The sequence below is a fragment of the Jiella avicenniae genome, assembly GCF_021390325.1.
Lineage (GTDB): Bacteria > Pseudomonadota > Alphaproteobacteria > Rhizobiales > Rhizobiaceae > Jiella > Jiella avicenniae.
The window spans coordinates 188,712-213,841 of the sequence record NZ_JAJUWU010000010.1 but is presented as its reverse complement, the minus strand read 5'-3'; the positions used below and the strand labels follow the sequence as shown (position 1 = coordinate 213,841).

Below are 25,130 nucleotides of genomic sequence, written 5' to 3'. Positions count from 1 at the left end.
ATGTGACGCGCTGCAGCATCTTTCGGCCGGCAGCCGGTGTCAGCCTCCTGTCAGTTTCGGGTCAAGCCGCGGTCAGGCTCGGCTTCTAAGTCCAGCATGGGAGAGAGGAACGTGCCGTGCCCGCGAAAGGGCTCGCACGGCTGTACGGACGGCACGGTGGAGGAAACCAGCGGCGGACATTCGGCAGGCCTCTCTCACCGGTCAAAATCCGATGGGAGGACCCAAACGTGACATTCGTCAGAACCGCATCCGCCTTGCTGCTTGCCAGCGTCGTCATCACCCCGGCTTTCGCCCAGGAGATCGACCGGCCGGAATGCGTCGCCCCGGCCAAGCCCGGCGGCGGCTTCGATCTCACCTGCCGCATCGCCCAGCAGGGCCTGGAAAAGCAGTTCGACGGCCCGATGCAGGTGACCTTCATGCCCGGCGGCATCGGCGCCGTGGCGATCAATCTGTTCAACACCACCCGCACCGACGATCCGAACGCCATCGTCGCCTTCTCGTCGGGCTCGCTGCTCAACATGGCGACCGGCAAATACGGCCAGTGGGGCGCCAACGACGTGCGCTTCCTCGCGACGGCCGGGACGGACTACGGCGCGGTGATCGTGCGTGCCGACAGCCCCTATCAGAGCCTCGAGGATCTGATGGCCGACCTGAAGAAGAACCCCGGCGGCGTGGTCATGGGCGCCGGCGGCTCGGTCGGCTCGCAGGACTGGATGAAGGCCGCCATCCTGATGAAGTCGGAGGAGCTCGATCCGCGCCAGATGCGCTACGTCGCCTTCGACGGCGGCGGTGACGCGATCGCCGGCCTGCTCGGCGGTTCGATCCAGGTCTATACCGGCGACGTCGGCGAAATGGTCTCGCATCTCGACACCGGCGAAATGCGCATCCTCGCCGTGATGAGCGACGAACGGCTGCCCGCCCCCTTCGCCGAGATCACGACCGCCAAGGAAGCCGGCTACGACGCCGTCTGGCCGATCGTGCGCGGCTACTACATGGGCAAGGACGTGCCGGACGAGGCCTACGACAAGTGGGTCGAGGCGTTCGAGGCCGCCTACGCGACGGACGAATGGGCCGCTCTCGTCAAGGACAAGGGTCTTCTGCCGCTCGACCTTTCCGGCAAGGAAATGGACGCCGACATGAAGCAGCGCGTCGAGCGCATGACCGGCATCGCCAAGGAAGCCGGCCTGATCGAATAGTCCTCCCGGACTGGCGCGGGGGCTGCGGCGGGTTCTCGGACGGAACCGCCGCGGCCCGTGCGTATACCCGATTGCACAAAGGCGAGTGGCCGCCGAACGACGCGGCGCAACGAACTCGCGCTCTCGATTTCGGAGCATTTCATGGCCGACCGGATCTTTGCCGGCGTGCTTCTGCTGGTGGCGATCGGCTACACGGTCATCGCCTTCACCGTGATCCACGCCCCGTTCCAATACGACCCGCTGGGGCCCGAAAGCTGGCCGCGCATCCTCGGGGTCGTCGCGATTCCCTGCATCCTGTTCGTTCTCGCCAAGCCGGACGTCGCGCGCCTCGGCCTGCCGGGCAAGACCTGGCGGCGGCTGGCGGCGCTGATCGTCATGCTCTTCGCCTATGCCTATCTGTTCCAGCCGCTCGGCTTCATCCTCGCGACCTTCGCCTTCTGCATGGCGCTGTCGCTGATGCTCGGAGCCAGACTGGTGCCGGCTCTCGCCTTCAGCGCGGGCATCGGCATCGTCGGCTACTTCCTCTGCACCAAGCTGCTCGACCTCAACCTGCCGGCCGGCGTCCTGACGATTTTTAGGTGAACCGAACCATGGACGCTGTCCTTTCCGGTCTTGCATCCGGCTTCGAAGTCGCGCTCGACCCCTTCAATCTCTTCCTCGTGCTGGCCGGCTGCTTCGCCGGCACGCTGATCGGCGCCCTGCCCGGCATCGGCCCGATCAACGGCGTCGCCATCCTTTTGCCGATCGCCTACGGCCTCGGCTTCAAGCCGGAATCGGCCATCATCCTTCTCGCCGGCATCTATTACGGCGCCGAATATGGCGGTCGCATCTCGTCGATCCTCCTCAACGTCCCCGGCGACGCAGGCGCGGTGATGACGACGCTGGACGGCAACCCGATGGCGCGCAACGGCGAGGCGGGCAAGGCGCTCTCCTTGTCGGCGGTCGCCTCCTTCATCGGCGGCTCCTTCTCCGTCATCCTGATGAGCTTCTTCGGCCCGGCGCTCGCCTCCTACGCGATCCACTTCTCGCCGTCGGACTACGTGGCGCTGATGGTCTTCGCCTTCGCCTCGCTCGCCTCGCTGGTCGGCTCGAATCCGGTGAAGACGCTGCTCGCGGCGATCATCGGCCTGATGCTCGCCTCGATCGGCATCGACGCCAATACCGGCGTCGCGCGCTATACTTTCGGCATTCCCGACATCCTCGCCGGCATCGACTTCCTCGTCGTCGTCATCGGCCTGTTCGGCATGGCCGAGTTGATCCACCTCGTCGAGCAGCAGGCCGCCGGAACGCTGAAGACGCTGAAGATCGACAAGAGCTTCGTGACGCTGAAGGATCTCGCCTTCGTCAAATGGACGATCCTGCGCGGCTCGGTGATCGGCTTCTTCATCGGCATCCTGCCGGGCACCGGCGCCTCCGTCGCCTCGGCGGTCGCCTACGGCACGGAGAAGCGGGCGGCGCGCGATTCCTCGAAGTTCGGCGAGGGCGACATGCGCGGCCTCGCGGCGCCGGAAGCGGCCAACAACGCCTCGGCCGGCGGTGCCATGGTGCCGATGCTGACGCTCGGCATTCCCGGCTCCGGCACCACGGCGATCCTCCTCGGCGCGTTGCTCCTCTTCAACGTCACGCCCGGCCCGCTGATGTTCCAGCAACGGCCGGAGATCGCCTGGGGCCTCATCGCCTCGATGTATATCGGCAACGTGGCGCTGCTCATCATCAACCTGCCGCTGGTCGGGCTGTTCGCCCGGATGCTGACCATCCCGCAGCAGTTCCTGACGCCGCTGATCGCCGTTCTCGCCTTCATCGGCGTCTATTCGGTCGTCTCGAACCCGCACGATCTCTACATGATCACCGCGCTCGGCGTCTTCGGCTGGTTCCTGCGCAAACTGCAGTTCAGCCTCGCTCCGGTCATCCTCGGCTTCGTGCTCGGCGGCCTGTTCGAGGACAATCTGCGCCGCGCCCTGTCGATCTCCGGCGGCGACTGGACGATCCTCGTGACCTCGATGAACAGCATCATCCTCTACGTCCTGGCGCTGCTCGTCGTCGCGGTGCCGATCGTCGTCGGACGGATGCGGCGGAACCGGGCGGAAGACCAGTCTCCGGAAGCGCCTGCATGATGTCCGCCTATCGGCCGGTTCTCCTCGCCATCGGCGCCGCACTTTGCGGCGCCGCGCTGTTTCAGGCCCTCGGCGTTCCGGCCGGACCGCTCGTCGGCTCCACCGTCGCCGTGACGGCCCTCGCGGCCACCGGCCTCTCCCCGAGGGTTCCTCCGACGCTGCGCAATCTCGGCTTCACCGCGATCGGCGTGACGCTCGGGGCCGGCGTCACCACGCATTTCCTGACCGACGTCCTGCGCTTTCCGGCGAGCCTCGTCGCTCTGACCCTCACCATGGTCGCGGTGATGCTGATCTCGTCCAACGTCCTCAAGCGCTTCTTCGGCGTCGCGGGCGGCACGGCGGTTCTCGCCACCTCCCCGGGCGCGCTCTCCTACAGCCTGTCGCTCGCCGCCGACCGGCCGGCGGCGAAGATCGACATTCCCTTCGTCATGGTCCTGCAGAGCCTGCGGCTGCTGATCATCACGATCGCCCTGCCGCCTCTCGTGGCGCTCGTCGAGCGGGGCGCCGGTGGCGGCGGCGCAGTCATCGTCCTGCATACGCTCGGCATTCCCGCCAGCCTCGTCCTGATCGCCATCGCGGCGCTGGGCGGATACCTGTTCGAGCGGCTGCGCATTCCCGCCGCCTTCCTGCTCGCCGGGGTCGCCATCAGCGGAATTGGCCACGGCGTCGGCTGGCTGGAAGGACGCCCCTCGCCGATCCTGACCTTCATCGGCTTCTCGCTGGCCGGCGCCGTCATCGGCGCGCGCTTCGCCTCGGTCACCCGAACGCAGCTGCGCGACCTCCTCCTCGCCGGTCTCGTCGTCACGACGATTGCGGTGGTCTTTTCCGGTCTCGCCAGCTTCGTCGTGGCGGAGTTTCTCGCTCTGCCCTTCGGCCAGGTCTGGGTCTCTTTCGCGCCCGGCGGCGTCGAGGGCATGAGCGCCATGGCGCTGTCGCTCGGCTACGACCCGGCCTATGTCGCGACCCATCACATCTTCCGGCTGCTGCTCCTCATCGCCATCCTGCCGATGTTCATGCGCGCGCCCCGCTCGGACGAGCTTTAGCGTCTTTCGGCATCCTGTTCCGGCGGCCCGATTTCGGGTTTCGGTGCGAACTTCATCGACGGAGCCGCAAACATGAAGGCCGACTGGATCGAGGCGATCAGCGGCAAGCCCGCCGCTCCCGGCTCCCTGGTGGTCGGCAGGGACCTCGCAGCGACGCGGGGAATGGTAGTCTTCCGCAACCGGCTGATCTAACTGAAGCCGGCCCGTGATCGAGAACCGCATCTTCGACGAGATCGCGGTCGGCGATGCGGCACGCGGGATCACCAGCAGGGTGATCCCGGTCGACAGCGGCGAGCACGTTCTCGCCCGAATGCCGCCGGCGGGCGGGCCGCAGGCCGGCAGCCCCGGCCCGCATCGGGCGGTCTGCGGGAAAGCCGAAGGAGGAAGACTGGGACATGAACATCAAGGCGAACAAATTTCGCGTCGCCGAGGGGACGCTGGTCGATCTCGATCGATGGCCGACCGACGTCGATCCGGTCTACAAATCCAAGCACGACTACAAGGCGATCCTCGACGAGCATGTGTCGCGGCTGTCTGCCCTGCAGCAGATGCTCTACTCGTCGGGTCGCCATGCGGTACTCCTGATCTTTCAGGCGATGGACGCAGCCGGAAAGGACGGTGCCATCAAGCACGTCATGTCCGGCGTCAATCCGCAGGGCTGCCAGGTCTTCAGCTTCAAGCATCCGAGCGCACGGGAACTCGAACACGACTTTCTCTGGCGCACGACGCGCAACCTTCCCGAACGGGGGAAGATCGGCATCTTCAACCGCTCCTACTACGAGGAAGTGCTGATCGTACGCGTCCATCCGGAGATCCTGTTGAGCGAGGGCTTCTCGAATGCCGAACTCGCCAACGACGCGGTCTGGTCCGAGCGCTACCGCTCGATCAACAATCTGGAGCGGCATCTGAGCGCCAACGGCACGCGGATCGTGAAGTTCTTCCTGCATCTGTCCAAGGAGGAACAGCGCAAGCGATTCCTGGCGCGGATCGACGAACCCCAGAAGAACTGGAAGTTCAGCCTCGCCGACATCGAGGAACGCCGGTTCTGGGACAGCTACATGAACGCCTATTCGGCATGTCTCAGTGCCACCAGCAAGACCGCCGCGCCCTGGTATGTCGTGCCCGCCGACGACAAGAAGAACGCGCGTCTGATCATCTCCAAGATCATTCTGGAGACCCTCGACGGCCTCGGCCTCAGCTATCCGGCGACATCGGACGAACGGAGGCAGGAGCTTCTGGCGATCCGCAAGCAACTCGCCGCGCCGGACGAGCCCTGAAGGCGCGATACCATTCATCCTGCGGCCGCGTGGAAGCGACGGCTCCGAGCGCCCGCCGCTCTCGTGCTCGCCTCGGCCTCATCTCGGTGATCCGCCGGCCGCAGCCGCCGAGCCGGCGGCGAGCTCGACGATCTCGGCCGTGATCGCCTCCTGGCGGACGCGGCGGAAGACGGCTTCGAGTTCGCCCAGCCGGCGGTCGATGTCGCGGCGCGCGCCGGCCATGGCATTCATGCGTGCCTGGTTTTCGGCCGCGAAGGCGTGGAGCGCCGCCCGTGTCAGTCGCGCCGTCAGGAACTCCGCCGTGATCTCGGCGACGAGGGCGTCGGGCCGAAGGTTGAGAAGCGGCGGCACCGGCTCCTGCGCGGCAGGAATCGCATTCGGGTCGAGCGGCAGCAGCTGTCGCCGGCGGATGGTCAACTCGCCCGAAAGCGACGCCTCGGCATAGATCGTCTCGACGCGGTCGACCGCCCCCAGGGCGATCCGCTCATAAAGCGCGTCGACGAGGTCGCTCGCGAGCTTCGGAATGCCGGTGGACTGGGCGGGCAGCGGCCGCTGCCAGGAAGGGGCGATGCCCCGCTCGGCCGCGAGAACGGCGCCGCGCGTGCCGACGAGAAAGACCGGGCTGGTCTCGTCGGCGATGTCTGCCAGCACCTTTTCCGAAAACGCCCCGGCAAAACCCTGTTCGCCGGCAAAGACGACGAGAGCCGTCGCGCCCTCGCCCGCGGCCGGATCGGGAGACGAGGGCGGCAACAGCGCCAGAGCCCGGCCGAGTGCTTGCTCGATGGTGGCCGAATAGGCGTCGACGGCCTTCAACTCCGCCCGGGCCTTCTGCATGCGCGCGCCGGCAATGCCGCGCATGGCGTTCACCACGCTGCCGAGCTGGTGGATGCCCTCGATCCGGGCGGAGACGTCGGAGAGGCGTTCGCTCATCGTCCCTGGCCGGCGCCCTCCGGCGCATTTGCGGAAAACTCCCGAACGAGCCGTCCGAGCCAATTCCTCAGCGCAGTCTCTCCCGCCTCGTCCAGAGTTCCCTCCCCTTCCACCTGACGGACGACCTCCTGAGCTTCGGCCCCCATCCGTTCACGGACCGCCTCGGCAAAGGCGGAGATCGCCTCGATCGGCACGTCGTCGGCGAGGCCCGACTGCACCGCCGAGACCAGCGCCACCTCCTCGGCCAACCGGTAGGGACGAGATGGCCGCTGACCGAGGATCGCGCGGATGCGGGATCCGCGCGCGAGACGCCCGCGCACGCGGGCGTCGGAGAGACCGCCGAAGCGGGTGAACATTTCGAGTTCGAGGAACTGCGCGTAGTCGAGGCGCATGGTGGAGGCCGCCTCGCGCAAGGCCTTGGCCTGCGTCTTGCCGCCGACGCGGCTGACGGAGGTGCCGACGTCCACCGCCGGCTTCTGCCCCTGGTTGAAGAGCTTCGCGTCGAGCACGATCTGTCCGTCGGTGATCGAAATCAGATTGGTCGGGATATAGGCCGACAGGTTGCCGGCGTCGGTCTCGGCGATGGGAAGCGCCGTCAGGGAGCCCCCGCCCCGCTCCTTCGACAGCATGGCGGCGCGCTCCAGAAGCCGTGCATGGACGTAGAAGACGTCGCCCGGATAGGCCTCGCGTCCCGGCGACTGGCGGGTCAGCAACGCGATCTCGCGGTGGGTCGCCGCGTGCTTGGTCAAATCATCGATCACGATCAGCGCATGTCCGCCTCGGTCGCGGAAATATTCGGCCATGGTCATGGCGGCGAAGGGCGCGATCCATTGCAGGCCCGGCGCATCCGAGGGGCCGGCGACGACGACGATCGTGCGCTCCGGTGCGCCATGGGCCGCGATCGCCTCGATCGCCCGGCGCACGTTGCTGCTCTTCTGGCCGATGGCGACATAGACCGAGACGATGTCGCTCTGCTTCTGGCTGATGATCGCATCGAGCGCGACCGTGGTCTTGCCGGTGGCACGATCGCCGATGATGAGTTCGCGCTGGCCGCGCCCCAGCGCGAACAGCGCGTCGAGGACCAGCGTTCCGGTCTGCACCGGCCGAGTGACCGCGTCGCGGGCGACGATCTCCGGCGCCGGCGGCTCGATCGGCTCGAGCCTGGCACCGGCGATCTCGCCCTTGCCGTCGAGGGGGCGTCCGAGCGGATCGACGATCCGGCCGAGAAGCCCCTCGCCCACGGGGACACGCAGCACGTCGCCGGTGCCCGAAACCCGATCGCCGGCCTCGATGCCCTCGCCCGTATCGAGCAGCACGCAGCCGACGTGGTCCTCCTCCAGCACCTGGGCGAAACCGAAGCGCCCGCCACCGAAATCGAGGAGTTCGTCGAGCCGGGCCTCGGCGAGGCCGGAGACCAGGGCGATCCCGTCGCCCACCTCCTCCACCCGGCCGATCTGCCGGGCCTTCGGCCCGACCGCGGCGGCGTCGACCCGTTGCCGGATGCGATCCAGCCACGGGGTGGCGCGAAGATCGCCTTGCGTTTCGCTTGCCATATCAGTGAACTCCTCGATCGAGTTCCGCGCGGACGGCTTCGAGATCGGCCCGCCAGCTATTGGCGACCGACAGATGCTCGCCCTTCAGTTCGAAGCCGGCGATCAGCGACGCGTCGGTCTCGAAGGTAAGGTCCGGTGCCCGACCGAGCGCCTCTGCGAGACGGTCGCGGCAGAGAGCCCGGTCGTCCTCGCTCAACGGGGCGGCGCTGACCGCGGTGAAACGGACGCCATCGGCGGTCAGCGTCCGGCGTTCGGCCTCCGGCAGGCGGCGGATCTCCCTCACGAGATCGTCGAGAAAAACCCGGGTGAGCGCCTCGCCCTCCAGGCGGCGGAGAAGCCGCTCGGCGATCGAGACGGCGAGATGGCCGGCATCGGCTTCGAGAGCCGTGCGCTCGGCTTGCCGCTTGGCCAGGATGTCAGCCTTCGCCACCTCCAGATGCCGGGCGGCCTCCGCTTTCGCTGCCTCGATCATCCCCGCCCGCACCGCCTCGGCCTCGCTTCGGGCCTTTTCGACGAGCGCCGAATGCTCCGCGGCGAAGCCGGCCCTCGTTTCCTCGATGGCCCGAAGTTCTCGTCTGGCGTCGGTTCGGGCCGCCTCGGCCTCGTCGAGGATGCCAGCCGCCGCGGCCTTGCGTGCCGTGATCATGTCGGACAGCGGCTGGAAGAAGAAGTGGCCGAGCAGCCAGATCAGGATCAGGACGTTGACGGTCTGAAACCCGAGCGTCCACCAATCGATGGTCATGTTTCCGACGTCAGACGAAGGGGTTGGCGAAAAGAAGAAGCAGCGCGACGACGAGGCAGTAGATCGCGGTCGTCTCGATCATGGCGAGACCGACGAAGAGCGTCCTCGAAATGGTCGAGGCCGTTTCCGGCTGGCGGGCGATCGCATCGAGCGCCGCGGCGACGGCGCGGCCTTCGGCGAGCGCCGGGCCGATCGCTCCGAAGGCGACGGCGAGCGCCGCCCCGATGATGCTGGCAAAGGCGAGCCAGTTCATGGTGTTTTCCTTTCAGGACTTTTCGGAAGACGAGGCGGCGTGGGGCCGCCCCTCGGAAACCGTGCCGGCGATGAAGACGGCCGCGAGAACCGCGAAGATGTAGGCCTGGACCGCACCGGTCAGCAGATCGAGCGCCATCAGCGGGATCGGAACGAACAGGCCGGCGAGCGACAGGACGATGCCGACGATGAAGACACCGCTCATCACGTTGCCGAAGAGGCGGACGAGGAGCGAGAGCGAGCGGGTGATCGTCTCGACGAGGTTGAGCGGGATCATCAGAAAGGTCGGCGCGGCGAAGCTCCTCAGATAGCCGAGGACGCCATTCGCCCTGATGCCGAAGACGATCACCGCGCAGAAGACGAGAAACGCCAGTGCCGCGTCGGTTTCGAGATGGGCCGTCGGCGGCTCGACACCCGGCACCAGCGACGACCAGTTGGCGAAGAGGATGAAGACGAAGAGCGTGCCGACGAACGCGCGATAGGGGTCGGGCTCGGCCTCCATGATGTCGCGCATCTGCCCGTCGATCGTCTCGACGACCATTTCCAGCGCGGCCTGCAGGGTCGATGGTTTCATGGAGAGCCTGCGCGTGGCGAGGATCGAGCCGAGAACGAGCAGCGCCATCAGCGCCCATGTGACGACCACCGGCGCGGAGATCGCAACGGGTCCGAGCATGAAGAGCGGCTCGGTCGTCAGCGGCGCGTTCATGGGTCGGCCCTCTCCACCCGGCGCATCACCAGCCAGCGTCCGATCATGACGCCGAGCGCGAGCGCGAGAAGCGGTCCTGCCCCGAGAAGACTTGCCGCGACGAAGCCGGCGACGAGCACGGCGAAACGAGCCAGAACCTCCGCCGCCGCGCGGCTCGGCCGGACTTTGCCCGCAAGCGCCTGCGCCTGCCGCCAGAGCGCGCCGAAATGCGCGAGGCCGAGCGCCACGCCGGCGAGAAGACAGAGCGGGAGTCCCGCCACGACCGTCCATTCGGGAAGAGCGACGTCGAAGGCCATGTCCGTTTCATCCCTCGCTTCGGTTCATCCATTTCCAGGCAGACCATGCGCCCAGGCCGGTCCCGGCCATCAGCAGCGCGCCGGTGAACGTCAGACGAGAGCCCAGCGCCTGATCCATCCAGCGTCCGACGAACAGCCCGATCAGCATCGGCGTCACGACCATCCAGCCGAGGACGCCGATCTGTGCGAGGCGATGAGCGATCGGCGGCTCGCCCTCTCGCCGCCAGCGCCGGTGGCGCTCGGCGCGCAGCTCGACGGAGTCGGCCAGGCCGTCCTTCGGCCTCGGCGCGAGGGGCTTTTCGCCCCCTTCTTCGCCGATCTCCTCGGGCGTCTCGCTCATCCGCGCGCTCCGTCGCGGAACCCATCCCCCAGATGCCGCATGATCTGGCGTATGGCGGCGAGCTCCAGCCGCTTTGCTTCGACCCGCTCGCGGCGTTCGTCCTCCAGATCGGCCTCGAAGCGGGCGAGCACCGTTTCATGAAGGCTCGAAAGGTCGTCGCCGAGAATGGCCTCGCGGGTCGCCACCGTCACGCGCCCGCCTTTTCCGCCGTCGCCCCGCTCGGCCGTCAGGACGCCGCGACGCACGGCGCAGTGATGCCGCCCGCCGTCCCGGCTCGTCCAACTGACGACCGAAAGACCAAGTGCGGTCAGGAAATCCGCGTGGCCCGGCAGGATGCCGAAGGAACCGGAAGCGTCTTCCGCACGAATGGCCGCGACGTCCTCCTCGTCGAGGATCACCGCGAGCGGTGCGACGATCATCAGCTTCATGCCGGCGCGTCCTTCGTGCCGCCGGGGGTTTTCGAGGCAGCGTCCTTCCTGGCGGCATCGTCCAGCGTGCCGACCATGTAGAGGGAATCCTCCGCCCAATCGTCGGCCTCGCCATCGAGAATGGCCTTGACGCCCGCCAGCGTGTCGGACCGCGCGACGGTTCGTCCCGCCATGCCGGTGAAAGCCTCCGTCACCACGAAGGGCTGGCTGAAGAAGCGCTGCAGGCGGCGCGCGCGACGCACGGTCGTCCGGTCTTCGGGCCCCAGTTCCTCGACGCCGAGAAGCGCGATGATGTCCTGCAGCTCCTTGAACCGCGCGAGCGCCTGGCGCGCGCGCTCGGCAAGGGCGTAATGCTCGTCGCCGACGATCTCGGGATCGAGCAGCGCCGAGGAAGAGGCGAGCGGATCGACCGCCGGATAGAAGCCTTCCGCCGCCAGGGCGCGCGACAAGACGATGACGCTGTCCATGTGGCTCGAAATCGCCGTGACGGCGGGATCGGTGAAGTCGTCGGCCGGCACGTACACCGCCTGGATCGCCGTGACCGCGGCGCCCGAAGCCGAGGCGATCCGCTCCTCCAGGGCCGCCACCTCGCTCGCGAGCGTCGGCTGATAGCCGACGCGGGAGGGCAGCCGCCCGAGAAGGCTCGATATTTCCGACCCCGCCTGAAGGAAGCGGAAGACGTTGTCCATGAGCAGGAGCACGTTCTGGTGCTTCTCGTCGCGGAAATGCTCGGCGATCGCGAGTGCCGTCATCGGCACGCGCCAGCGCGCCCCCGGCGGCTCGTTCATCTGACCGTAAGTGAGAACGGTCCTGGCCAACACGCCGGAGCGGTCCATCTCGGTGAGCAGTTCCTGGCCCTCGCGGGAGCGCTCGCCGATGCCGGCGAAGACCGAGATGCCGCGATACTTTTCGACCATGGCGTGGATCAGCTCCATCACCAGAACCGTCTTGCCGACGCCCGCACCGCCGAACATCGCGGCCTTGCCGCCCTGCGAGAGCGGGGCGAAGAAGTCGATCACCTTGATGCCGGTCTCGAACAGGCCGCCGCCCGCGCTCTCCCCGGCCTGGATCAGCGGCGGCGGCCGATTGTGGATGGCGCGCCTCGGCGTATCGGCGGCAAGCGCCGGGCCCGTGTCGCGGATCGCCCCGCGCACGTCGAGAAGCCGCCCGAGCACGGCCTCGCCCACCGGCACCGTGATCGGCGCACCGGTTGCGCGAACGGCGACATGGCGCCTCAGCCCCGCCGTCGCCTGCAGCGCGACCGCCCGGACGGTGCGCGGGTCGAGATGGCTGTGAACCTCGAGAACCATCGGCTCGGCACCCGGCTTTTCCGCCGCGACGACGAGAGCGCTTTCGATCGGCGGCAGCCTCTCGTCAAAGCGAACGTCGACCACCGCGCCCCTGACGGCGACGACTTCGCCCGTTTCCATCTCTTCCGGCATCGTGACGCGACCCGGCCCTTCAAAAAACGCGGCCGTCCCTGTGATCGAATGTTGCGCCGCATCCTAAGAGGGGAAAACCGACCGACCTTGATCCGGATCAATCGCTCCGGACCGGCGGCGGATCCGCCGAAAACGCAGGGGCGGACGATCAGCCACCGCGTTGCTCGAAAGCGCGGAGGCGGGCGAAAAGAACGACGACACAGATCGGCCCGATCCGTCTCGCGATGATCCCGGAGAGCGTCACCGGCATGACGAGAGGGTGCTCGATCGTCCCGCGCTCGCGGGTCGGGGCGGCGGCAGGTCACGCCGAGGATCAATTCGCCGACAGGACGAAGACTTTACGTGCCTCAACGGCAGGCATCGGTCGCCGCAAGTCGTCGTCGGCCAACCTCCCTTTCCGACCCAACCGGCACGGCTCGAACCGGGTATGGCCGGCAGCTTCCGATCAGGCGACAGGACGAAAGCTGTCCTCTCAAGTCTCTGAATTTTCAGAGAGTTCGACAGACTCGAAAGCATCGAGGGCCGCACGACCGTTTTCTTGTGGACGGAAGGGCACGCCAGCCACGCGTCGGAAAGACGACGCCGGAGGATCTCCGCCCGATCGAATGAACGCGATTTTCCGCGTCATATCGCAGCAAACGATGCCCCAATTCTCGGCAGCTTCGCTTGACAAGACAACCTGCCATAGAGAAACTCATATTCCCTTGCGGGAGAAAACGCCGATGGTTGCAGCATCCTCGACCAGGCATGCGGGAGCGCTGTTCGTCCTCGCCCTCTGCCTTGCTCCGATCACACCGGCTTCGGCGGAAGAAGCCCCGCAAGCGACATCATCGCAGTTTTCCTGTGAGAGCCTGTCGGGCGCCGGGTCCGGACGGCGCATCGTTTGTGCCGATGTCGCGGCGCTCGACCATATGCTGGTCTACAATCGCTTCGGCTCCTTCAATCCGTTCGGCATGATCTTCGCGCTCAGCCGCGACGTCGTCAAAATCGACGATCGTGGCAGCGAACCCCAGCCAGATGCGCAACTGTGCGACATGCGCGTCAATGACGAGACGGCAGAAAGTGGGCGGCTCCTGCCCAATTTGAACCCGGATGGGCTGGAGGCCGGAAAAGTTCGTCTGCGCGACTGCAAGCGGCCCCGGCCGCTCGTCTTGCGAGCCAATGCCGGAGACGTGCTCGTTCTGCGCGTGCGCAATCTTCTGCGCGACATGCAACCGGGTTTGTCGAAGACCTTCTGCCAAAACGGCGAATGGACGCGCGACGGGCTGCGGAGCGCGGTCCGGCCTGCAGTGTCCGAAGGCGATGAAGAGCTCCTGCGCCACGGCGAGGCCCTCTGCCGGGAAAACTCGGCCGAGACCGGGATGAAGGATGCCGACAAAACGGATCTGAATTGGCCCAGAACCCGAGGAGTGGCGTTCTCGATCGACGGGCTGGTTGCCGTGGCCGGTCGCTTCCCCGGAGCCGGCCCGTCGATCGAGGCCTTGCGCGCCTGTCGCGGCCTTCAGGCCATCGCGCCGGGCAAGGCGGTCGACTGCCAGTTCGAGGTGGACCGTGAAGGCACCTACTTCATGGCCTCCGATGCCGCGCCCGCCGGCGGCGAGGGGAATGGCGGCTCGATCACCCACGGCCTGTTCGGCGCCGTCGTCGCCGAGCAGCGCCACACCCGCTGGTATCGTAGCCAGGTGCCGGCCGGCGTCTTCGATGCGGCCTGGGCTCCGGCCGGTCCGGAGCCGATCCGCCACGCCCGCAACGGTGCGATCGACTACGAGGCGGTCGACCGCAACGGCGATCCGCTGCTGAACCTCGCCAAGCCGACCCGGCCGCTCGTTGGTGCGAATTCGTCCGAGCAGCTCGTCTCTCAATCCGACTTCGATCGCGCGAGATGGATCGAAATCGTCCACTCCGATCTCAACGCCGTCGTCTTTCGCCCGGCCGGAACCTACTCGCCGGATCGGGGGTTCGCGGCAGGCCCGCAAGGCCTGAGCGTTCACACCGCAACGATGAGCGAGGAGGGGCGCGCGGCTTGCGCCGCCGGCGGAAATCCAAGACATCAGGCGGAGTTCTGCGAGGTCAAGTTCCGCGAGTTCTCGGTCTTCTTCCACGACGAACTCAAGACCTTCTATACCCGCAATTTCGAGGAACTCGGCCAGTTCGGCCAACTCGCCGGCGTCCGCGACGGTTTCGCGATCAACTACGGCTCGTCGGGGCTCGGCGCGATGATCCTCGCCAACCGCAAGAATATCGGGCCGGCGGCCGACTGCGCCGAATGTCTCTACGAGGAGTTCTTTCTGACCTCCTGGGCGAACGGCGATCCGGCGCTGCTCGAACAGTTCTCGGACGATCCGTCGAACGTCCATCACTCCTATCTCAACGATCCCGTCAGCTTCCGCAATTTCCACGCCGGGCCGAAGGAGACGCACGTCTTCCACCTGCATGCCCACCAGTGGTTCGCCGGCAACGACCAGGGCCGCGGCACCTATCTCGACAGCCAGACGGTCGCCCCACGCCAGGGCTTCACCTACGACATCTATCACGGCGGCCTGATGGCCTATGCGCCGGGCCAGCAGCCTTCGGGCAAGGGGTGGTGGGAGACGATGGGCTCCGGCAACCGCAACCGGACCATCGGCGACTCGATCTTCCACTGCCATCTCTACCCGCATTTCGCCCAAGGCATGTGGGAGCTGTGGCGGGTCCACGACGTCCTGGAAGACGGCACCCGCAAGCTGCCGGACGGTCAGGCGGAAAAAGGGCTTTCGTTGGCGGAGCGCGCGCTCGACGGCCTCAAGCGCCGTCCGGGCAGCGTCGATCCATGGACCGGCGCATGGGTCGCTCCCGACGCCGGCGGCAAGGCGGGCGACACCGTCGGGACTCCGATCCCGGCCATCGTGCCCCTGCCGAACCAGCCACTGCCGCTGCTGCCGACATACGAAGGCGAGGAGACGGTCTCGGCGGTGGTGGATAAGGCGAAGAATCCGCCTGCGGAGATCGTTCCGGCTGCGGCATCCCCTGGCACCACGGCGGAGACGAAAGCTGCGGCCATGCCCGGCTATCCATTCACCCTGGCCGGGCGTCCCGGCCACCGCCCGCCCCAGGCGCCGATGGACATTGCCCGCAAACGCAACGGGGCGGACGAAGTTACCGGGGCCTATGCCGATGCCGGCCTGCCGCGCCATGTGGTGCAGGACGGGGCGACACGGAAACTGGGGATCGGTGAGCTTCCGCCCCAACTCTCGCAAGAGAATGCAGAACCAGCGAAGCTTCCACTGCCGACGACGGAAGACGGCTCAACGCCAAGAAACGCCGAAGAACGCAAGCGCGAACGCGTCTGGTCGCAACTTGTCGCCAAGATGCTCGCTCTCGGCGACTTCTCAGCCCATCTTGAAAAGGCGAAACTGGAACTCCTGCCCTATGATGGAACGCCGCTCGAACGCGCGGCGATGGGGTTTCATTTCAACGGCGAGGCATGGCCCTCGCGCGACACGGACGGCAAGCACAAGGCCGGCACGGCGCTCGAGCTGAGGAAGGCCGACGGTTCGCCGTCCGGCCGCCCGCTGGTCGGATCCTACGAATCCCTTCGCTCGCCCTCCCTCGGCTCGCTCACCCAGTCGACGGACCTCTTTGCCGTCAACGGCGCGCCGCCGAAGCCGGGGGCCCCCTTCGCCGATCCCTGCGGCGGCACCGCCGGCAGCGGCAAGCGCCCCCAGGCAGATCCCCTGGTCGCCGGCGCTCCCTACCGGGCCGGATTGACCGAATTTCCCTTCGATGTCGGCCTCGCGGGTTTCCGGCGCTTCGAGGTCTCGGCCGTCCAGCTCGACCTCGTGACCAACCGGGCCGGCTGGCACGACCCGCAGGCGCGCATCGCCGTGCTGACCGAAGCGTCCGACCGGTTCAAGGACGACGAAGAGGCAGGCTTTCCCGGCGCCTCGATCTCGCCGCTCGTCTCGGCGCGCGAGGAGCCGTTCTTCTTCCGTGCGCTGTCGGGTGAATGCGTGGAGTTCCGCCACACCAACGAACTGCCGAAGGAACTCGAACTCGACGACTTCCAGGTCAAGACGCCGACCGACACGATCGGCCAGCATATTCATCTGGTGAAGTTCGACGTCACCTCTTCGGACGGCTCCGGCAACGGCTTCAATTACGAGGACGGCACCTTCGCCCCCGACGAGGTGGCGAGCCGCATCTGCGCGGCGGAATCGGTATCAGGCGGCGACATCGTCACGACCCGCAACCCTGGCGCACTTGATCTGCTTCGACCATCCGATCTTTGCAAAAGCGACGAGGGGCCGAGCGAACCCGCCAATAAGAACTGGTGGCGCATGAAGCGCTCCACCAACGAGGATCGCTTCCAGACCACCGTCCAGCGCTGGTTCGCCGATCCGATCCTTTCCGACGACGGGGAAGGCGGCGTGGTCGACCGCACCATGCGCACAGTCTTCAGCCACGACCATTTCGGCCCCTCGTCGATCCAGCAGCACGGCTACTACACCGCTCTGGTGATCGAACCCCGCGGGTCGCAATGGACGAAGCCGGACGGGACGAGCGAAAGCCCGCAGCGGGTCGCTGGCGATCTCGGCCTCGTCAACGGCTCGGAGATCGACATCGGCACGCGGAAGCGCGTGGTGAACGCGGCCGACCAGAAGGTGCATCCCGACTTCCGCGAATTCATGCTCGCGATCGCCGACTTCGCGCTGCTCTATGACCCGCGGGACAGTGAAACAAAGAAGGATCTCTTCCCCCAGAAGCGGCCGGGTTACGCTTCGGAGTGGGAGGAGTTCAGCGGCGCAGGCATGGCGACGCTGACCTGCGAACTGATGTTCAAAGACCAGCCAAAACTCCTCGACGACGTTTGCGGCTCGGCGATGAAACAGTCCGGCGGGGAATGGTTCGCCGACGAAAACGTCCCGCCGTCCTGGCACGCGGGCGGTCGAATCAAGGACACGCATCAGGGCTCCTATCGTCCCGGTCTGCTGACCGCCGAGGATCAGTCCAGACTGTCCGAGCATCTGCTGGCCTATAGGCGCGGCGCCGCCGGCGAGAAGCCGGATTCGGATGCGGACGAATTCGCGTCTCCCGTGGCGCCGCCCGAACGGCCGGAGTCGATCTCCGTCGATCATCACGACCCCTATCTCGTCAACTATCGCGGCGAGCCGATTCCGCTGAGGGTCGGCACCAAACTAGCGAACAATGGAGGTCTGACGGACTGCCGTCTTCAGCCGCTCGCCCAGCCAGACATGGCGCTGGCGCCTGTACCGACTGACGCTGTCCCGATAGGGGACGGCCTTTACGAACGAACGCTTGCCGACGGCACCGTCGTTCGCTTCGACCCGAGGAAGGCATCAATCGGAGCACCTCGGCTCGAAGGAAATTTGACCGTCGGTGGAGCCGATTTCGGCAACAAGGCAGGCGTCGAGGATATCGCCGCATTCCGAGATTGTTCGGTGGAGTACCAGCGAACCGACGAGCAAGGCGACATGGCGAACGTCTTCTCGTCGCTCCAGCATTTCGATCCCGCGACGCCGATCCTCGAGACCTATTCCGGCGAGCGCAACGTCATTCGCCTGATCCAGGGTGCGCAGGAGGTGCAGCACACCTTCAATCTCGAAGGCGTCGTCTGGCGGCGCAACATCGACCAGGCCTTCCCCTCGATGATGCGGCTGTGGGACTCGATCTGGCGGGGCGACTGGCCGCAGGGCGTGAAGGCCTATGCGACCATGCACCAGACCTGCCAGGAATTCGGGGCCGCCCGCGAGGGGCGTCCGCGCGAATATGCGCAATGGTCGTCGCGCGGCTGGCAGTCCTTCCCCGACAATTCGCCCGAGCAGAATTTCTGGCGCGCCTACACGCACCGGATCGCCGAATGCGACAATCAGGAAGGCGTCGTCACGGCCCAGGAAGTCGGGATCTCGGAGCATTTCGAGTTCGGCGGATCCTCGCGAGGAGGAGTGAATTCGGGTCTCCAACCCGATCTCTCCAATCCATCGCGCGATGGCGACGGCATGAGCGAAGGACAGGCGACGAGCCCCGGCGGACGTCTGGCGAGCGGCGATTATCTTTATGATTTTGGATCGCAAGATGCGCTGTGGAACGGTGCCTGGGGTCTGCTGAGGGTGTACGGAGCCCCTGAACGCGACGAGTACGATCCGAATGGCAATTCCAGGTTTCCTGATCCGGACACGACCGCTTGTCTTCTAGCCAAGGATAACCTGTCTTCCGTCGACCCGGTCGGCTATGCCAAAGCATGTGACCGTGGAATGGGCAACCGCCGCAAGATCAGCGACCGCCTCGCAGCACTACCCAAGAAGCCTGACGACACACTCGAGAACGGTGTTTTCGGACTACAACCCTCGGCAAATTCAGCCAACTCCGTCAGCTGTCCAGCCGACGCGCGCCACGTCTACGCGCTGGCCGTGGCGCAAAACGATGCTGATCGCGCCTACTCCCGCGATTTGCGGGATCCGGACGGGCTCCAGTTTACCTTGATCAAGCCTGCCGACGTTTTCAGAAACTACGACGACCCGAACAAGAAGCCGATCGACCAAGCCAAGCTCGGCGACTTCATGATGAAGTTCGGGGAAGGTGGCCGCAGGCAGCTGGGAGCGCCCATTCGGATTTCCGCACGAAAGCCAGCCCACACCCCCTTTGTGTTGCGCGTTCGCGCCGGCGATTGCGTCCATCTGGCGGTCGTTAACGCGCTTGAGGACGCCCGGCAGGAGGGCGCCCCTCTAGCAGAGGAACAGCAAAATACATCGTCCACACATTCCCAGTCGCCAGACTATGGGTTTCCTGTCCTTGCGGATGAAATGGGCGACGCACGCATGCCGCCGATCGTTCCACTGAATGTCGATCCGCGGTGGAACGAGGACGACAGACAGAGCTGCCCAGTCGGCGATGCATCCTGCCAGAATCGGTCCGTTACCTGGATTGCCGACCTGACGAATGCCGAGATCGACGAGCACAAACGTCTACTGAGCCCTTCGGCGAGTTTGGCGCTTCGGCTGCCCATTCTGACACTGACGCCGATTGATCGCCTCGCCGCACCCCATGGCAGCAACAGGATGCCACCTCTCCGACCACAGTCGGAGACCGCACTCACAGGTGAGGGTGGCCCGGAGGCCGAATTCATCACGTTCTACGCGGGTCGCGGGGCCGTCCCGGAACTGAGTGAGAGGGAGAAGCGAGAGATTGCCGAGCAGTATCTGGCGGGCATTGGAGGCGGCTCTGGCGGCCGGCAACTTCGGAAGACCTTAGCTCCACAACCCATAGTCGTAGTTGCCGGAACCGGGTTTGAGGAACTTCCGCCGGCATTGTCCGACCCGCAAGAGGCGATCGCTTTCGTCGAAGAGGAGGTTCGTTCTCTTCCGGTTACCGGCGAACCCGTTCCAGTCGGTCGAAACCGGGCCTTGGCAATCGAGGGCGCGCTCAACACTCTCGCCGATGCGAGCCGCGCGACCGACTCGCAGCTTCCGGAACCACTTCGTCAACCCGATAAGAAATTCATAGCTGATATGTTTGCGGAAGGCGTGATCAGCAGAGAGAAATTGCTGATGGCGACACGCGCGGCCGATCGAGTGACTGCGTTCGTCCTCGAAAATCGCGAACAGCCGCAGGTGGCGCGATCCATGCCGCCATCCATTCGGGACTTCACTGGAGGGACCGGTTTTGGGGCTCCGGGAGCAGCGCCCCCGTCTGCCCCCGAATCGAGGGGCGCTCCCGGCGACGCCGATTCTCCGCCAACCATCGTCATAAATCTCGCGCGAAGGGGCTGCGCACTGTCCGATCCGCGCGACTCCGATGGTTCGACCGACAACGTCGATTCCGTCGCAACCTGCGTTCCCTATGCGTTCGGGGCCTTGCCGATCAAGTCCTTTGGCGACGTGATCGGCCATGGGTCCCATGGGCTTCTGGGAGCGCTGGTGATCGAGCCGGCCAATTGGCATCCGCAGTCTGGGGATCACGCATTTTCCGCGATCGGAACCAACGCGATCCGCGGCGCGGTCAGAGCCCGCATGCTCGAATTGGGGGCAGCTCTCGATAGCGAGCCCACAGCAGGCGCGGAAGCTGACACTTGGGCACAAGCCAAAGCCCGGGCCGAAGCCGAAATCGGTGCAGCGCCGGTCCTGCTCGGTCCGGGCGATCCGCCGGCCGGCGATCCTCCGACCGGCATCTATTCTGGCGCCTCCTTTTCCGCCGTTTTCGAAGGCGGAACGCATCGGGTGCGCGAGCACGTCGTCTTCTGGCGCGACGGCATGAACCTTTGGGACCGTGCCTCGAAGGATCAGTGGCGTACCAAGGGCTCGGAGTCCGAAACGAACGGGCTTCCGGCGCAAGGCGGTCCCGTCGCCGACTGCCCGGTCTGCGACGACAGCTACGATTTCGGCGAACAAGGCGTGAACTACCAGTCGGCGCCGTTCCACATCAGGCTGCGCGGCGACACAACGGGCAAACGCGACGACGACGGCGCCCCGGCGCGGAACCCGGAGACGATCGAATCGCACTACGATCTCAATGCGCTTGAATTCGATCCGGAGTTCTACCGGACGAAGCAGGGGACCAGGGAGGAAGGCAGTGGCGGCGCCTCCGCCATGCCGATCCTCAGAGCCGAGGTCGGCGAGGAGGTGGTGATCCGGGTTCTGCATCCCTCGGGCCGCGCACGGCAGCGGGCGTTCGTCACGACCGCGCTCGACTACGACGATCTGTTTCCGGGGTTCGGTTTTCCCCATGCGGCGCTCCTCGCGCCGGGCAAGGGGATAACCGCCTCCATAGCGCGGCCGGTGCGCGAAGGCTGCTATCTCTGGCAGGACGGGCCCGCCCCGCTTCGCGCCGGCGGCACCTGGGGGCTGCTCGACGTCGTGGAGAAGGGGAGGATCGACGATCCTGACGCCACCAAATGCCGGCGCAGCGACGCCGCTTCTCTGACGACGGGCACGGAACCCGCGGCAGAATGAGGCGCGAGATCGGAATGCCCATCTTGCGCCTCGCCGCCGCCATCGTCCTGGCGGCGACGCCCGGCGTGGTGCACGGGGAAGATGGCGGTTCCCGGCCCGGGGCGTCAGCTTTGCCCGCCCGTGCCGACGACCTGAAGGCCGGGCTCGACGTCAAACTTCACCTCATGAAGCCTGACGGGACGGCGGTCGAACGGCCCGCTTCGGGCGAGGCTTTCCGTATCGGGTTGGATCTGACCGATGCGGCAACCCGACGGCCCGCCGGCGAGCTGCATCCGGCGGCCTGGCTGCGGCCGATCGAGAGGTCGAACCTCGCCTGCAACCGCGCCGCCGAAACCTTCAACCGCACCGGCCGCTTGCCGATCGGCGCCATCGACCTCAACGGCGCCCTCGTCGCCGTCCTCCATGACGACGCCCATGTGTCCATGGTCGATCCGCGGCTCGATCTCGCCACCAGCAACATCGTCTCGATCGCCGATCTCGGCGCGGTGCCGACGCGTTTCCTCGCCGATCAGGCGGCGATGCAGGTAATCGCCGACGATGGCCGGCGAATGCGCACCGTCCTCACCGACGGCAGAACGGATCCATCGGGGATCGGCGGCGAGGCCGCGCGGCATCTGGTGGCGACCGATCTCGCCACATGGGCGGGAGCCGGCGGCACGATCAGGCGCATTTCACCGGCAGGCGACGCGATGCCGATCGAAACGGGCTCGACGATCGCCCGCATGCGGGCCGCGGCGCTGCCCCCCGACCCCGAGGACGGTCGACCTCAGCCCGGCGAGCCGGACATCCTGGCGATCGGCGAGGACGGGACGGTCTCTTCGATCGCCGTCGACGGGACGACGCGCCGCTTTCCAGGTGGAGCAAGGGTGGACGACGCGGTCTTCGCACCCAAGGCTTCAGGCGTCCTTGCGCTGCGGGACCGGGAGGCCGTCGAATTGCGTCGCGCCGACGGCGGCGTCAGCAGGCCGCTGGCGCTCCCCGCGCCCGCCACGCGGCTTGCGATCGGCTCGCTGGAGCGCGTTGCCGTCGCCTGGATGCCCGGCACCGGCGCCATGAGCTTCGTCGAGATCGCCAGCATGATGCTTGCCGGGGCGGTTTCCTTCGAGCGGCCGATCCGCGAACTCGAAGTCGCCGGCACGACGGCCTACGCCCTTCTCGACGATCTTTCCGCGGTGATGGTGATCGATCTTGCAGCCGTCGCACCGGGCGAGGCGCCCAGCGTCGAGAACGTGCGTCTGGGTCCGGGCGCCGAACTGCCGCCGGACAGCGGCCCCTATCTCCTGCCGCTCTCCCATGGTGGCGGGGTTCTCGCCCTGCAGCGTCCGACCCAGACCGTGTTCGTGGTTCAGGCCGGACAGGGGGAAGGCATGCCGCCGATGACGGCCTTTCGCATCAAGGGCGGCATGCCCCGAGCCATGGCGCTGTTCGACCGCAGCCTGCGCGAGGTCACGCTCGGCCGCTATGAAACCACGGTCTCGGCGCCGGCGGGCGGCGCGTGGGAGCTGGTGGTCACGACGGGTCTCGCGGCGCTCTCGGCTTGTTTCCGCATCGACGTCGAGGGCCCGACCACCGCATCGAACCAGCGAACCCTGACGATCCTTGCCGAGCCGGTCCGGCTCGGCAAGGATCGGACGGCCGATCTCGTCATTCGGCTCGATTTCGACGAAACCGGCGGGAGACTGCGCGACGAACTCCCTTTCACGGTGATGGCGCTGGACCGGCCATGGCAGATGCCGGTCGTCGCGGTGCGCGAGGCACGGAGCAACCGCTACACGGCGCGGCTGACGCTGCCGGGGCCCGGTCAGTATCCCGTCATGCCCGGCTTTGCGCTGCAAGCCGGCGACCGCATCGTGCCCGGTCTCGTCCGCGTCGAGAACAAGGGAGAAGACCCATGACTGCGCGGCTCGAAGCTCTCGTCGTCGTCGCGGCGGCCCTTGCTGCCGCGATCCCGGCAGCCCGTGCCCATGATGCCCACCGACGCGACACGGGCACCGAGGTGCAAAGCCAGCGGCTGTCGCAGGTGCCGATCCCGTCACTGGAGGCGCGATTGGTGGACACGTCCGGCAAGGCGACCGGACTGAGCGAGCTTCTGGGGGAGCGGTCGTTCATCCTCTCCTTCTCCTACCTCGACTGCCCGGAGCAATGCCCGGTCTCCGATCTCGTGATGCACAAGCTCGCCCTCGACCTCGGGGGAAGTCCCGCCATGCCGAGCCTCGTCACCCTGACGCTGGATCCCGAGAACGACAGCCACGATCGTCTCGCGGCGCATCATGCCGATTTCGGATCGCCTGCGAACTGGCACTGGGCGACGGGGAGACCGGCGGAGGTGCACGGATTGCTGCGCCGGCTCGGCGTCGAGACCGGCGCACCGCTGGCCGAGCATGACGTCATGTTCTTCGTCGGCAGCCTCGGCTCCGGGAAGATGACCCCGATCACGGGTCTCGCCATGCCGGAGACGCTCGTTGAAATCGCCCGGCAGTACGAACCGACCGGCGATGCCGACACGCCATGAGGCGACGATTTCAGCATCCCGTCGGCAGGACGGTGGCCTGCACATTGCGGCTCTGCGTCGTCTCGCTGCTGATGCTCTCCTGCCTCAGAACGATTGCGCGCGCCGAAGACGAGGCAGCCCTCGGCCGTTCGATCTATCGCGGTGAGGTGGCCTCGGCCGGCGAAGCATCCATCCTGGGCATGGCGGCGCCCCTCGAGCGCCTGGCCTGCGCCGGCTGTCACGGCGCAGATGCGGAAGGCGGGCGCGAGGGCAGCCGCCCGGCCCCTGCCCTGCGGCTCGATCGGCTCGCCGGGCGAGACGCTGCCTATGCCGCTCCGACGGCGCTGGCCGAGACGCTGCGGTCCGGGATCGCGCCGGACGGGCGAACCCTGTCGCCAACCATGCCGCGATTTCATTTCGGACCTCGGGCCGTCACGGCGCTCCACCAGTGGCTCGCAGTGGTGGCGACCGACGAGAGGCGGGGATTCGGTCCGAATGCCATTCACGTGAAAATTCGTGGCGGCGACGAACTCGTCGAGGCATTGCGGGCCGAACTCGACCGCGTCCTCCCGAACGGCCTCTGGGGCCTACCCTTCAGGCTTACGCTTGCAGAAGAGGTGGCGCCGCCGACAAAGACGGCTGCCGTGGGGGGGAAGCGGGAAAGGACAGCCGACGCACCTTGCTTCGTTGCGATCGGCGGGCCGGTTTCCGGCTGTCCGATCACGCTCTTTCCCGCCGGCGGCCTCGTGGGCGACGAGCCGCCTGACATTCGCGGTCTTTGGGCGAGCCTGGCAGACCAGGCGCGTGCGTTGATCCGATCGACCTCTGGCGGCGCCGTACTGACCGACGGGACGGAGACGGCAAAGCGACTCGCTCGCATCGTCGCCGCGGAGATTCCGCGCCCGGCCCGGAAGGGCGAAACGGGCTGGCGGATGGTTTCGCCCATGGAGATGCGGCCGATCAAAGCCGTGAGCGTGCTTCTTCTCTGCAGTCCCGAGGAGATACCCCGGCTGTTGTCACAGATCGACGGCCGGCCGGCTCTGCTCGCGCCGCGCCGCACCCTGGAGCCTTGGGTGCGGCCCTTGCTCGATCGGGGCTACGCAATCACCCTTGCCGATCCGATGCCGCCCTCGGCCTCGCCCGAGGCATCGCCCAACAGGATCGTGACGGTCGCGGTCGCCGTTCTCGTGTCCGCCCTGCGCGCCTGCGGCGGCGACTGCACCCGCACACGCCTCATCTCGGCATTCGACGCGCTGACGCTGCACCCGGCCGGATGGTATGCTCTGGATTATTCGCGGCAGGGCAAAACCGGCACCGATCAGGTCACGATCGAAGACTTGCCGTGACGCCACGAGGTCGCACTCGCACGGCGACG

General features: G+C 66.8%; 20 protein-coding genes. 10 read left to right on the top strand and 10 right to left on the bottom strand.

Annotated elements, in window-relative coordinates:
- The first annotated feature begins 227 nt into the window (after nt 1-227).
- From LZD57_RS12420 to LZD57_RS12395, 6 genes are all read left to right on the top strand, one after another.
- Nucleotides 228-1,196: a Bug family tripartite tricarboxylate transporter substrate binding protein gene (locus LZD57_RS12420; RefSeq protein WP_233718859.1), complete on the top strand. Its 969-nt coding sequence runs from the start codon at nt 228-230 to the stop codon at nt 1,194-1,196.
- Between the two features lie 141 nt (nt 1,197-1,337).
- The gene (locus LZD57_RS12415; RefSeq protein ID WP_233718857.1) at nt 1,338-1,778 is read left to right on the top strand and encodes a tripartite tricarboxylate transporter TctB family protein; all 441 of its coding nucleotides are present in this window, start codon (nt 1,338-1,340) and stop codon (nt 1,776-1,778) included.
- A gap of 8 nt (nt 1,779-1,786) precedes the next feature.
- Nucleotides 1,787-3,310, top strand: a complete 1,524-nt coding sequence (locus LZD57_RS12410) for a tripartite tricarboxylate transporter permease (protein ID WP_233718856.1) — start codon at nt 1,787-1,789, stop codon at nt 3,308-3,310.
- On the top strand, nt 3,307-4,353 hold the full coding sequence (locus LZD57_RS12405; RefSeq protein ID WP_233718855.1) for an AbrB family transcriptional regulator: 1,047 nt from the start codon (nt 3,307-3,309) through the stop codon (nt 4,351-4,353). Before LZD57_RS12410 ends, LZD57_RS12405 begins: the two co-directional genes overlap by 4 nt.
- 30 nt (nt 4,354-4,383) lie before the next feature.
- The gene (locus LZD57_RS12400) at nt 4,384-4,545 is read left to right on the top strand and encodes a hypothetical protein (RefSeq protein ID WP_338034690.1); all 162 of its coding nucleotides are present in this window, start codon (nt 4,384-4,386) and stop codon (nt 4,543-4,545) included.
- Nucleotides 4,546-4,748: 203 nt separating this feature from the next.
- Nucleotides 4,749-5,630: an ADP-polyphosphate phosphotransferase gene (locus LZD57_RS12395; protein WP_233718851.1), complete on the top strand. Its 882-nt coding sequence runs from the start codon at nt 4,749-4,751 to the stop codon at nt 5,628-5,630.
- A 78-nt stretch (nt 5,631-5,708) separates the two neighbouring features.
- On the opposite strand, the gene LZD57_RS12390 is transcribed toward LZD57_RS12395, so the two are convergent.
- From LZD57_RS12390 to LZD57_RS12345, 10 genes are all read right to left on the bottom strand, one after another.
- A complete protein-coding gene (locus LZD57_RS12390) occupies nt 5,709-6,560 on the bottom strand; it encodes a F0F1 ATP synthase subunit gamma (RefSeq protein WP_233718850.1) in 852 nt (283 codons plus the stop codon).
- The gene (locus LZD57_RS12385) at nt 6,557-8,113 is read right to left on the bottom strand and encodes a F0F1 ATP synthase subunit alpha (RefSeq protein ID WP_233718848.1); all 1,557 of its coding nucleotides are present in this window, start codon (nt 8,111-8,113) and stop codon (nt 6,557-6,559) included. The genes LZD57_RS12390 and LZD57_RS12385 overlap by 4 nt, the downstream gene beginning before the upstream one ends.
- Before the next feature lies 1 nt (nt 8,114).
- Complete coding sequence (locus LZD57_RS12380; protein ID WP_233718847.1) at nt 8,115-8,855, bottom strand: F0F1 ATP synthase subunit delta; 741 nt, start codon at nt 8,853-8,855, stop codon at nt 8,115-8,117.
- A gap of 10 nt (nt 8,856-8,865) precedes the next feature.
- A complete protein-coding gene (locus tag LZD57_RS12375; protein ID WP_233718845.1) occupies nt 8,866-9,108 on the bottom strand; it encodes a F0F1 ATP synthase subunit C in 243 nt (80 codons plus the stop codon).
- 12 nt (nt 9,109-9,120) lie between these two features.
- Nucleotides 9,121-9,813: a F0F1 ATP synthase subunit A gene (locus tag LZD57_RS12370; RefSeq protein WP_233718844.1), complete on the bottom strand. Its 693-nt coding sequence runs from the start codon at nt 9,811-9,813 to the stop codon at nt 9,121-9,123.
- Nucleotides 9,810-10,109 carry an ATP synthase subunit I gene (locus LZD57_RS12365; protein WP_233718842.1) on the bottom strand — a complete coding sequence of 100 codons (300 nt, stop codon included), beginning with the start codon at nt 10,107-10,109 and terminating at the stop codon, nt 9,810-9,812. The genes LZD57_RS12370 and LZD57_RS12365 overlap by 4 nt, the downstream gene beginning before the upstream one ends.
- A gap of 7 nt (nt 10,110-10,116) precedes the next feature.
- A complete protein-coding gene (locus tag LZD57_RS12360; protein WP_233718841.1) occupies nt 10,117-10,449 on the bottom strand; it encodes an AtpZ/AtpI family protein in 333 nt (110 codons plus the stop codon).
- Nucleotides 10,446-10,877 carry a F0F1 ATP synthase subunit epsilon gene (locus tag LZD57_RS12355; RefSeq protein ID WP_233718839.1) on the bottom strand — a complete coding sequence of 144 codons (432 nt, stop codon included), beginning with the start codon at nt 10,875-10,877 and terminating at the stop codon, nt 10,446-10,448. Before LZD57_RS12355 ends, LZD57_RS12360 begins: the two co-directional genes overlap by 4 nt.
- Nucleotides 10,874-12,307, bottom strand: coding sequence for a F0F1 ATP synthase subunit beta (gene atpD / locus LZD57_RS12350; protein WP_275949677.1), 1,434 nt, complete (start codon nt 12,305-12,307; stop codon nt 10,874-10,876). The genes LZD57_RS12355 and atpD overlap by 4 nt, the downstream gene beginning before the upstream one ends.
- Before the next feature lie 839 nt (nt 12,308-13,146).
- The gene (locus LZD57_RS12345) at nt 13,147-14,478 is read right to left on the bottom strand and encodes a hypothetical protein (RefSeq protein ID WP_233718836.1); all 1,332 of its coding nucleotides are present in this window, start codon (nt 14,476-14,478) and stop codon (nt 13,147-13,149) included.
- Between the two features lie 57 nt (nt 14,479-14,535).
- Here LZD57_RS12345 and LZD57_RS12340 point away from each other — a divergent pair, with 57 nt between their 5' ends.
- The 4 genes from LZD57_RS12340 to LZD57_RS12325 all read left to right on the top strand — a co-directional run bounded on the left by LZD57_RS12340 (nt 14,536) and on the right by LZD57_RS12325 (nt 25,101).
- Nucleotides 14,536-21,264, top strand: a complete 6,729-nt coding sequence (locus LZD57_RS12340) for a cupredoxin domain-containing protein (RefSeq protein ID WP_233718835.1) — start codon at nt 14,536-14,538, stop codon at nt 21,262-21,264.
- Between the two features lie 14 nt (nt 21,265-21,278).
- Nucleotides 21,279-23,159, top strand: coding sequence for a hypothetical protein (locus tag LZD57_RS12335; RefSeq protein ID WP_233718833.1), 1,881 nt, complete (start codon nt 21,279-21,281; stop codon nt 23,157-23,159).
- Complete coding sequence (locus LZD57_RS12330; RefSeq protein ID WP_233718831.1) at nt 23,156-23,776, top strand: SCO family protein; 621 nt, start codon at nt 23,156-23,158, stop codon at nt 23,774-23,776. The genes LZD57_RS12335 and LZD57_RS12330 overlap by 4 nt, the downstream gene beginning before the upstream one ends.
- A 146-nt stretch (nt 23,777-23,922) precedes the next feature.
- Nucleotides 23,923-25,101: a c-type cytochrome gene (locus tag LZD57_RS12325; RefSeq protein ID WP_233718830.1), complete on the top strand. Its 1,179-nt coding sequence runs from the start codon at nt 23,923-23,925 to the stop codon at nt 25,099-25,101.
- Nucleotides 25,102-25,130 lie beyond the last annotated feature (29 nt).

Coding starts and splice junctions, on each gene's coding strand:
- LZD57_RS12415 (WP_233718857.1), top strand. CDS start 1,338: ATGGCCGACCGGATCTTTGCCGGCGTGCTTCTGCTGGTGGCGATCGGC.
- LZD57_RS12410 (WP_233718856.1), top strand. CDS start 1,787: ATGGACGCTGTCCTTTCCGGTCTTGCATCCGGCTTCGAAGTCGCGCTC.
- LZD57_RS12405 (WP_233718855.1), top strand. CDS start 3,307: ATGATGTCCGCCTATCGGCCGGTTCTCCTCGCCATCGGCGCCGCACTT.
- LZD57_RS12395 (WP_233718851.1), top strand. CDS start 4,749: ATGAACATCAAGGCGAACAAATTTCGCGTCGCCGAGGGGACGCTGGTC.
- LZD57_RS12390 (WP_233718850.1), bottom strand. CDS start 6,560: ATGAGCGAACGCCTCTCCGACGTCTCCGCCCGGATCGAGGGCATCCAC.
- LZD57_RS12385 (WP_233718848.1), bottom strand. CDS start 8,113: ATGGCAAGCGAAACGCAAGGCGATCTTCGCGCCACCCCGTGGCTGGAT.
- LZD57_RS12380 (WP_233718847.1), bottom strand. CDS start 8,855: ATGACCATCGATTGGTGGACGCTCGGGTTTCAGACCGTCAACGTCCTG.
- LZD57_RS12375 (WP_233718845.1), bottom strand. CDS start 9,108: ATGAACTGGCTCGCCTTTGCCAGCATCATCGGGGCGGCGCTCGCCGTC.
- LZD57_RS12370 (WP_233718844.1), bottom strand. CDS start 9,813: ATGAACGCGCCGCTGACGACCGAGCCGCTCTTCATGCTCGGACCCGTT.
- LZD57_RS12365 (WP_233718842.1), bottom strand. CDS start 10,109: ATGGCCTTCGACGTCGCTCTTCCCGAATGGACGGTCGTGGCGGGACTC.
- LZD57_RS12360 (WP_233718841.1), bottom strand. CDS start 10,449: ATGAGCGAGACGCCCGAGGAGATCGGCGAAGAAGGGGGCGAAAAGCCC.
- LZD57_RS12355 (WP_233718839.1), bottom strand. CDS start 10,877: ATGAAGCTGATGATCGTCGCACCGCTCGCGGTGATCCTCGACGAGGAG.
- atpD (WP_275949677.1), bottom strand. CDS start 12,307: ATGGAAACGGGCGAAGTCGTCGCCGTCAGGGGCGCGGTGGTCGACGTT.
- LZD57_RS12340 (WP_233718835.1), top strand. CDS start 14,536: ATGATCCTCGCCAACCGCAAGAATATCGGGCCGGCGGCCGACTGCGCC.
- LZD57_RS12335 (WP_233718833.1), top strand. CDS start 21,279: ATGCCCATCTTGCGCCTCGCCGCCGCCATCGTCCTGGCGGCGACGCCC.
- LZD57_RS12330 (WP_233718831.1), top strand. CDS start 23,156: ATGACTGCGCGGCTCGAAGCTCTCGTCGTCGTCGCGGCGGCCCTTGCT.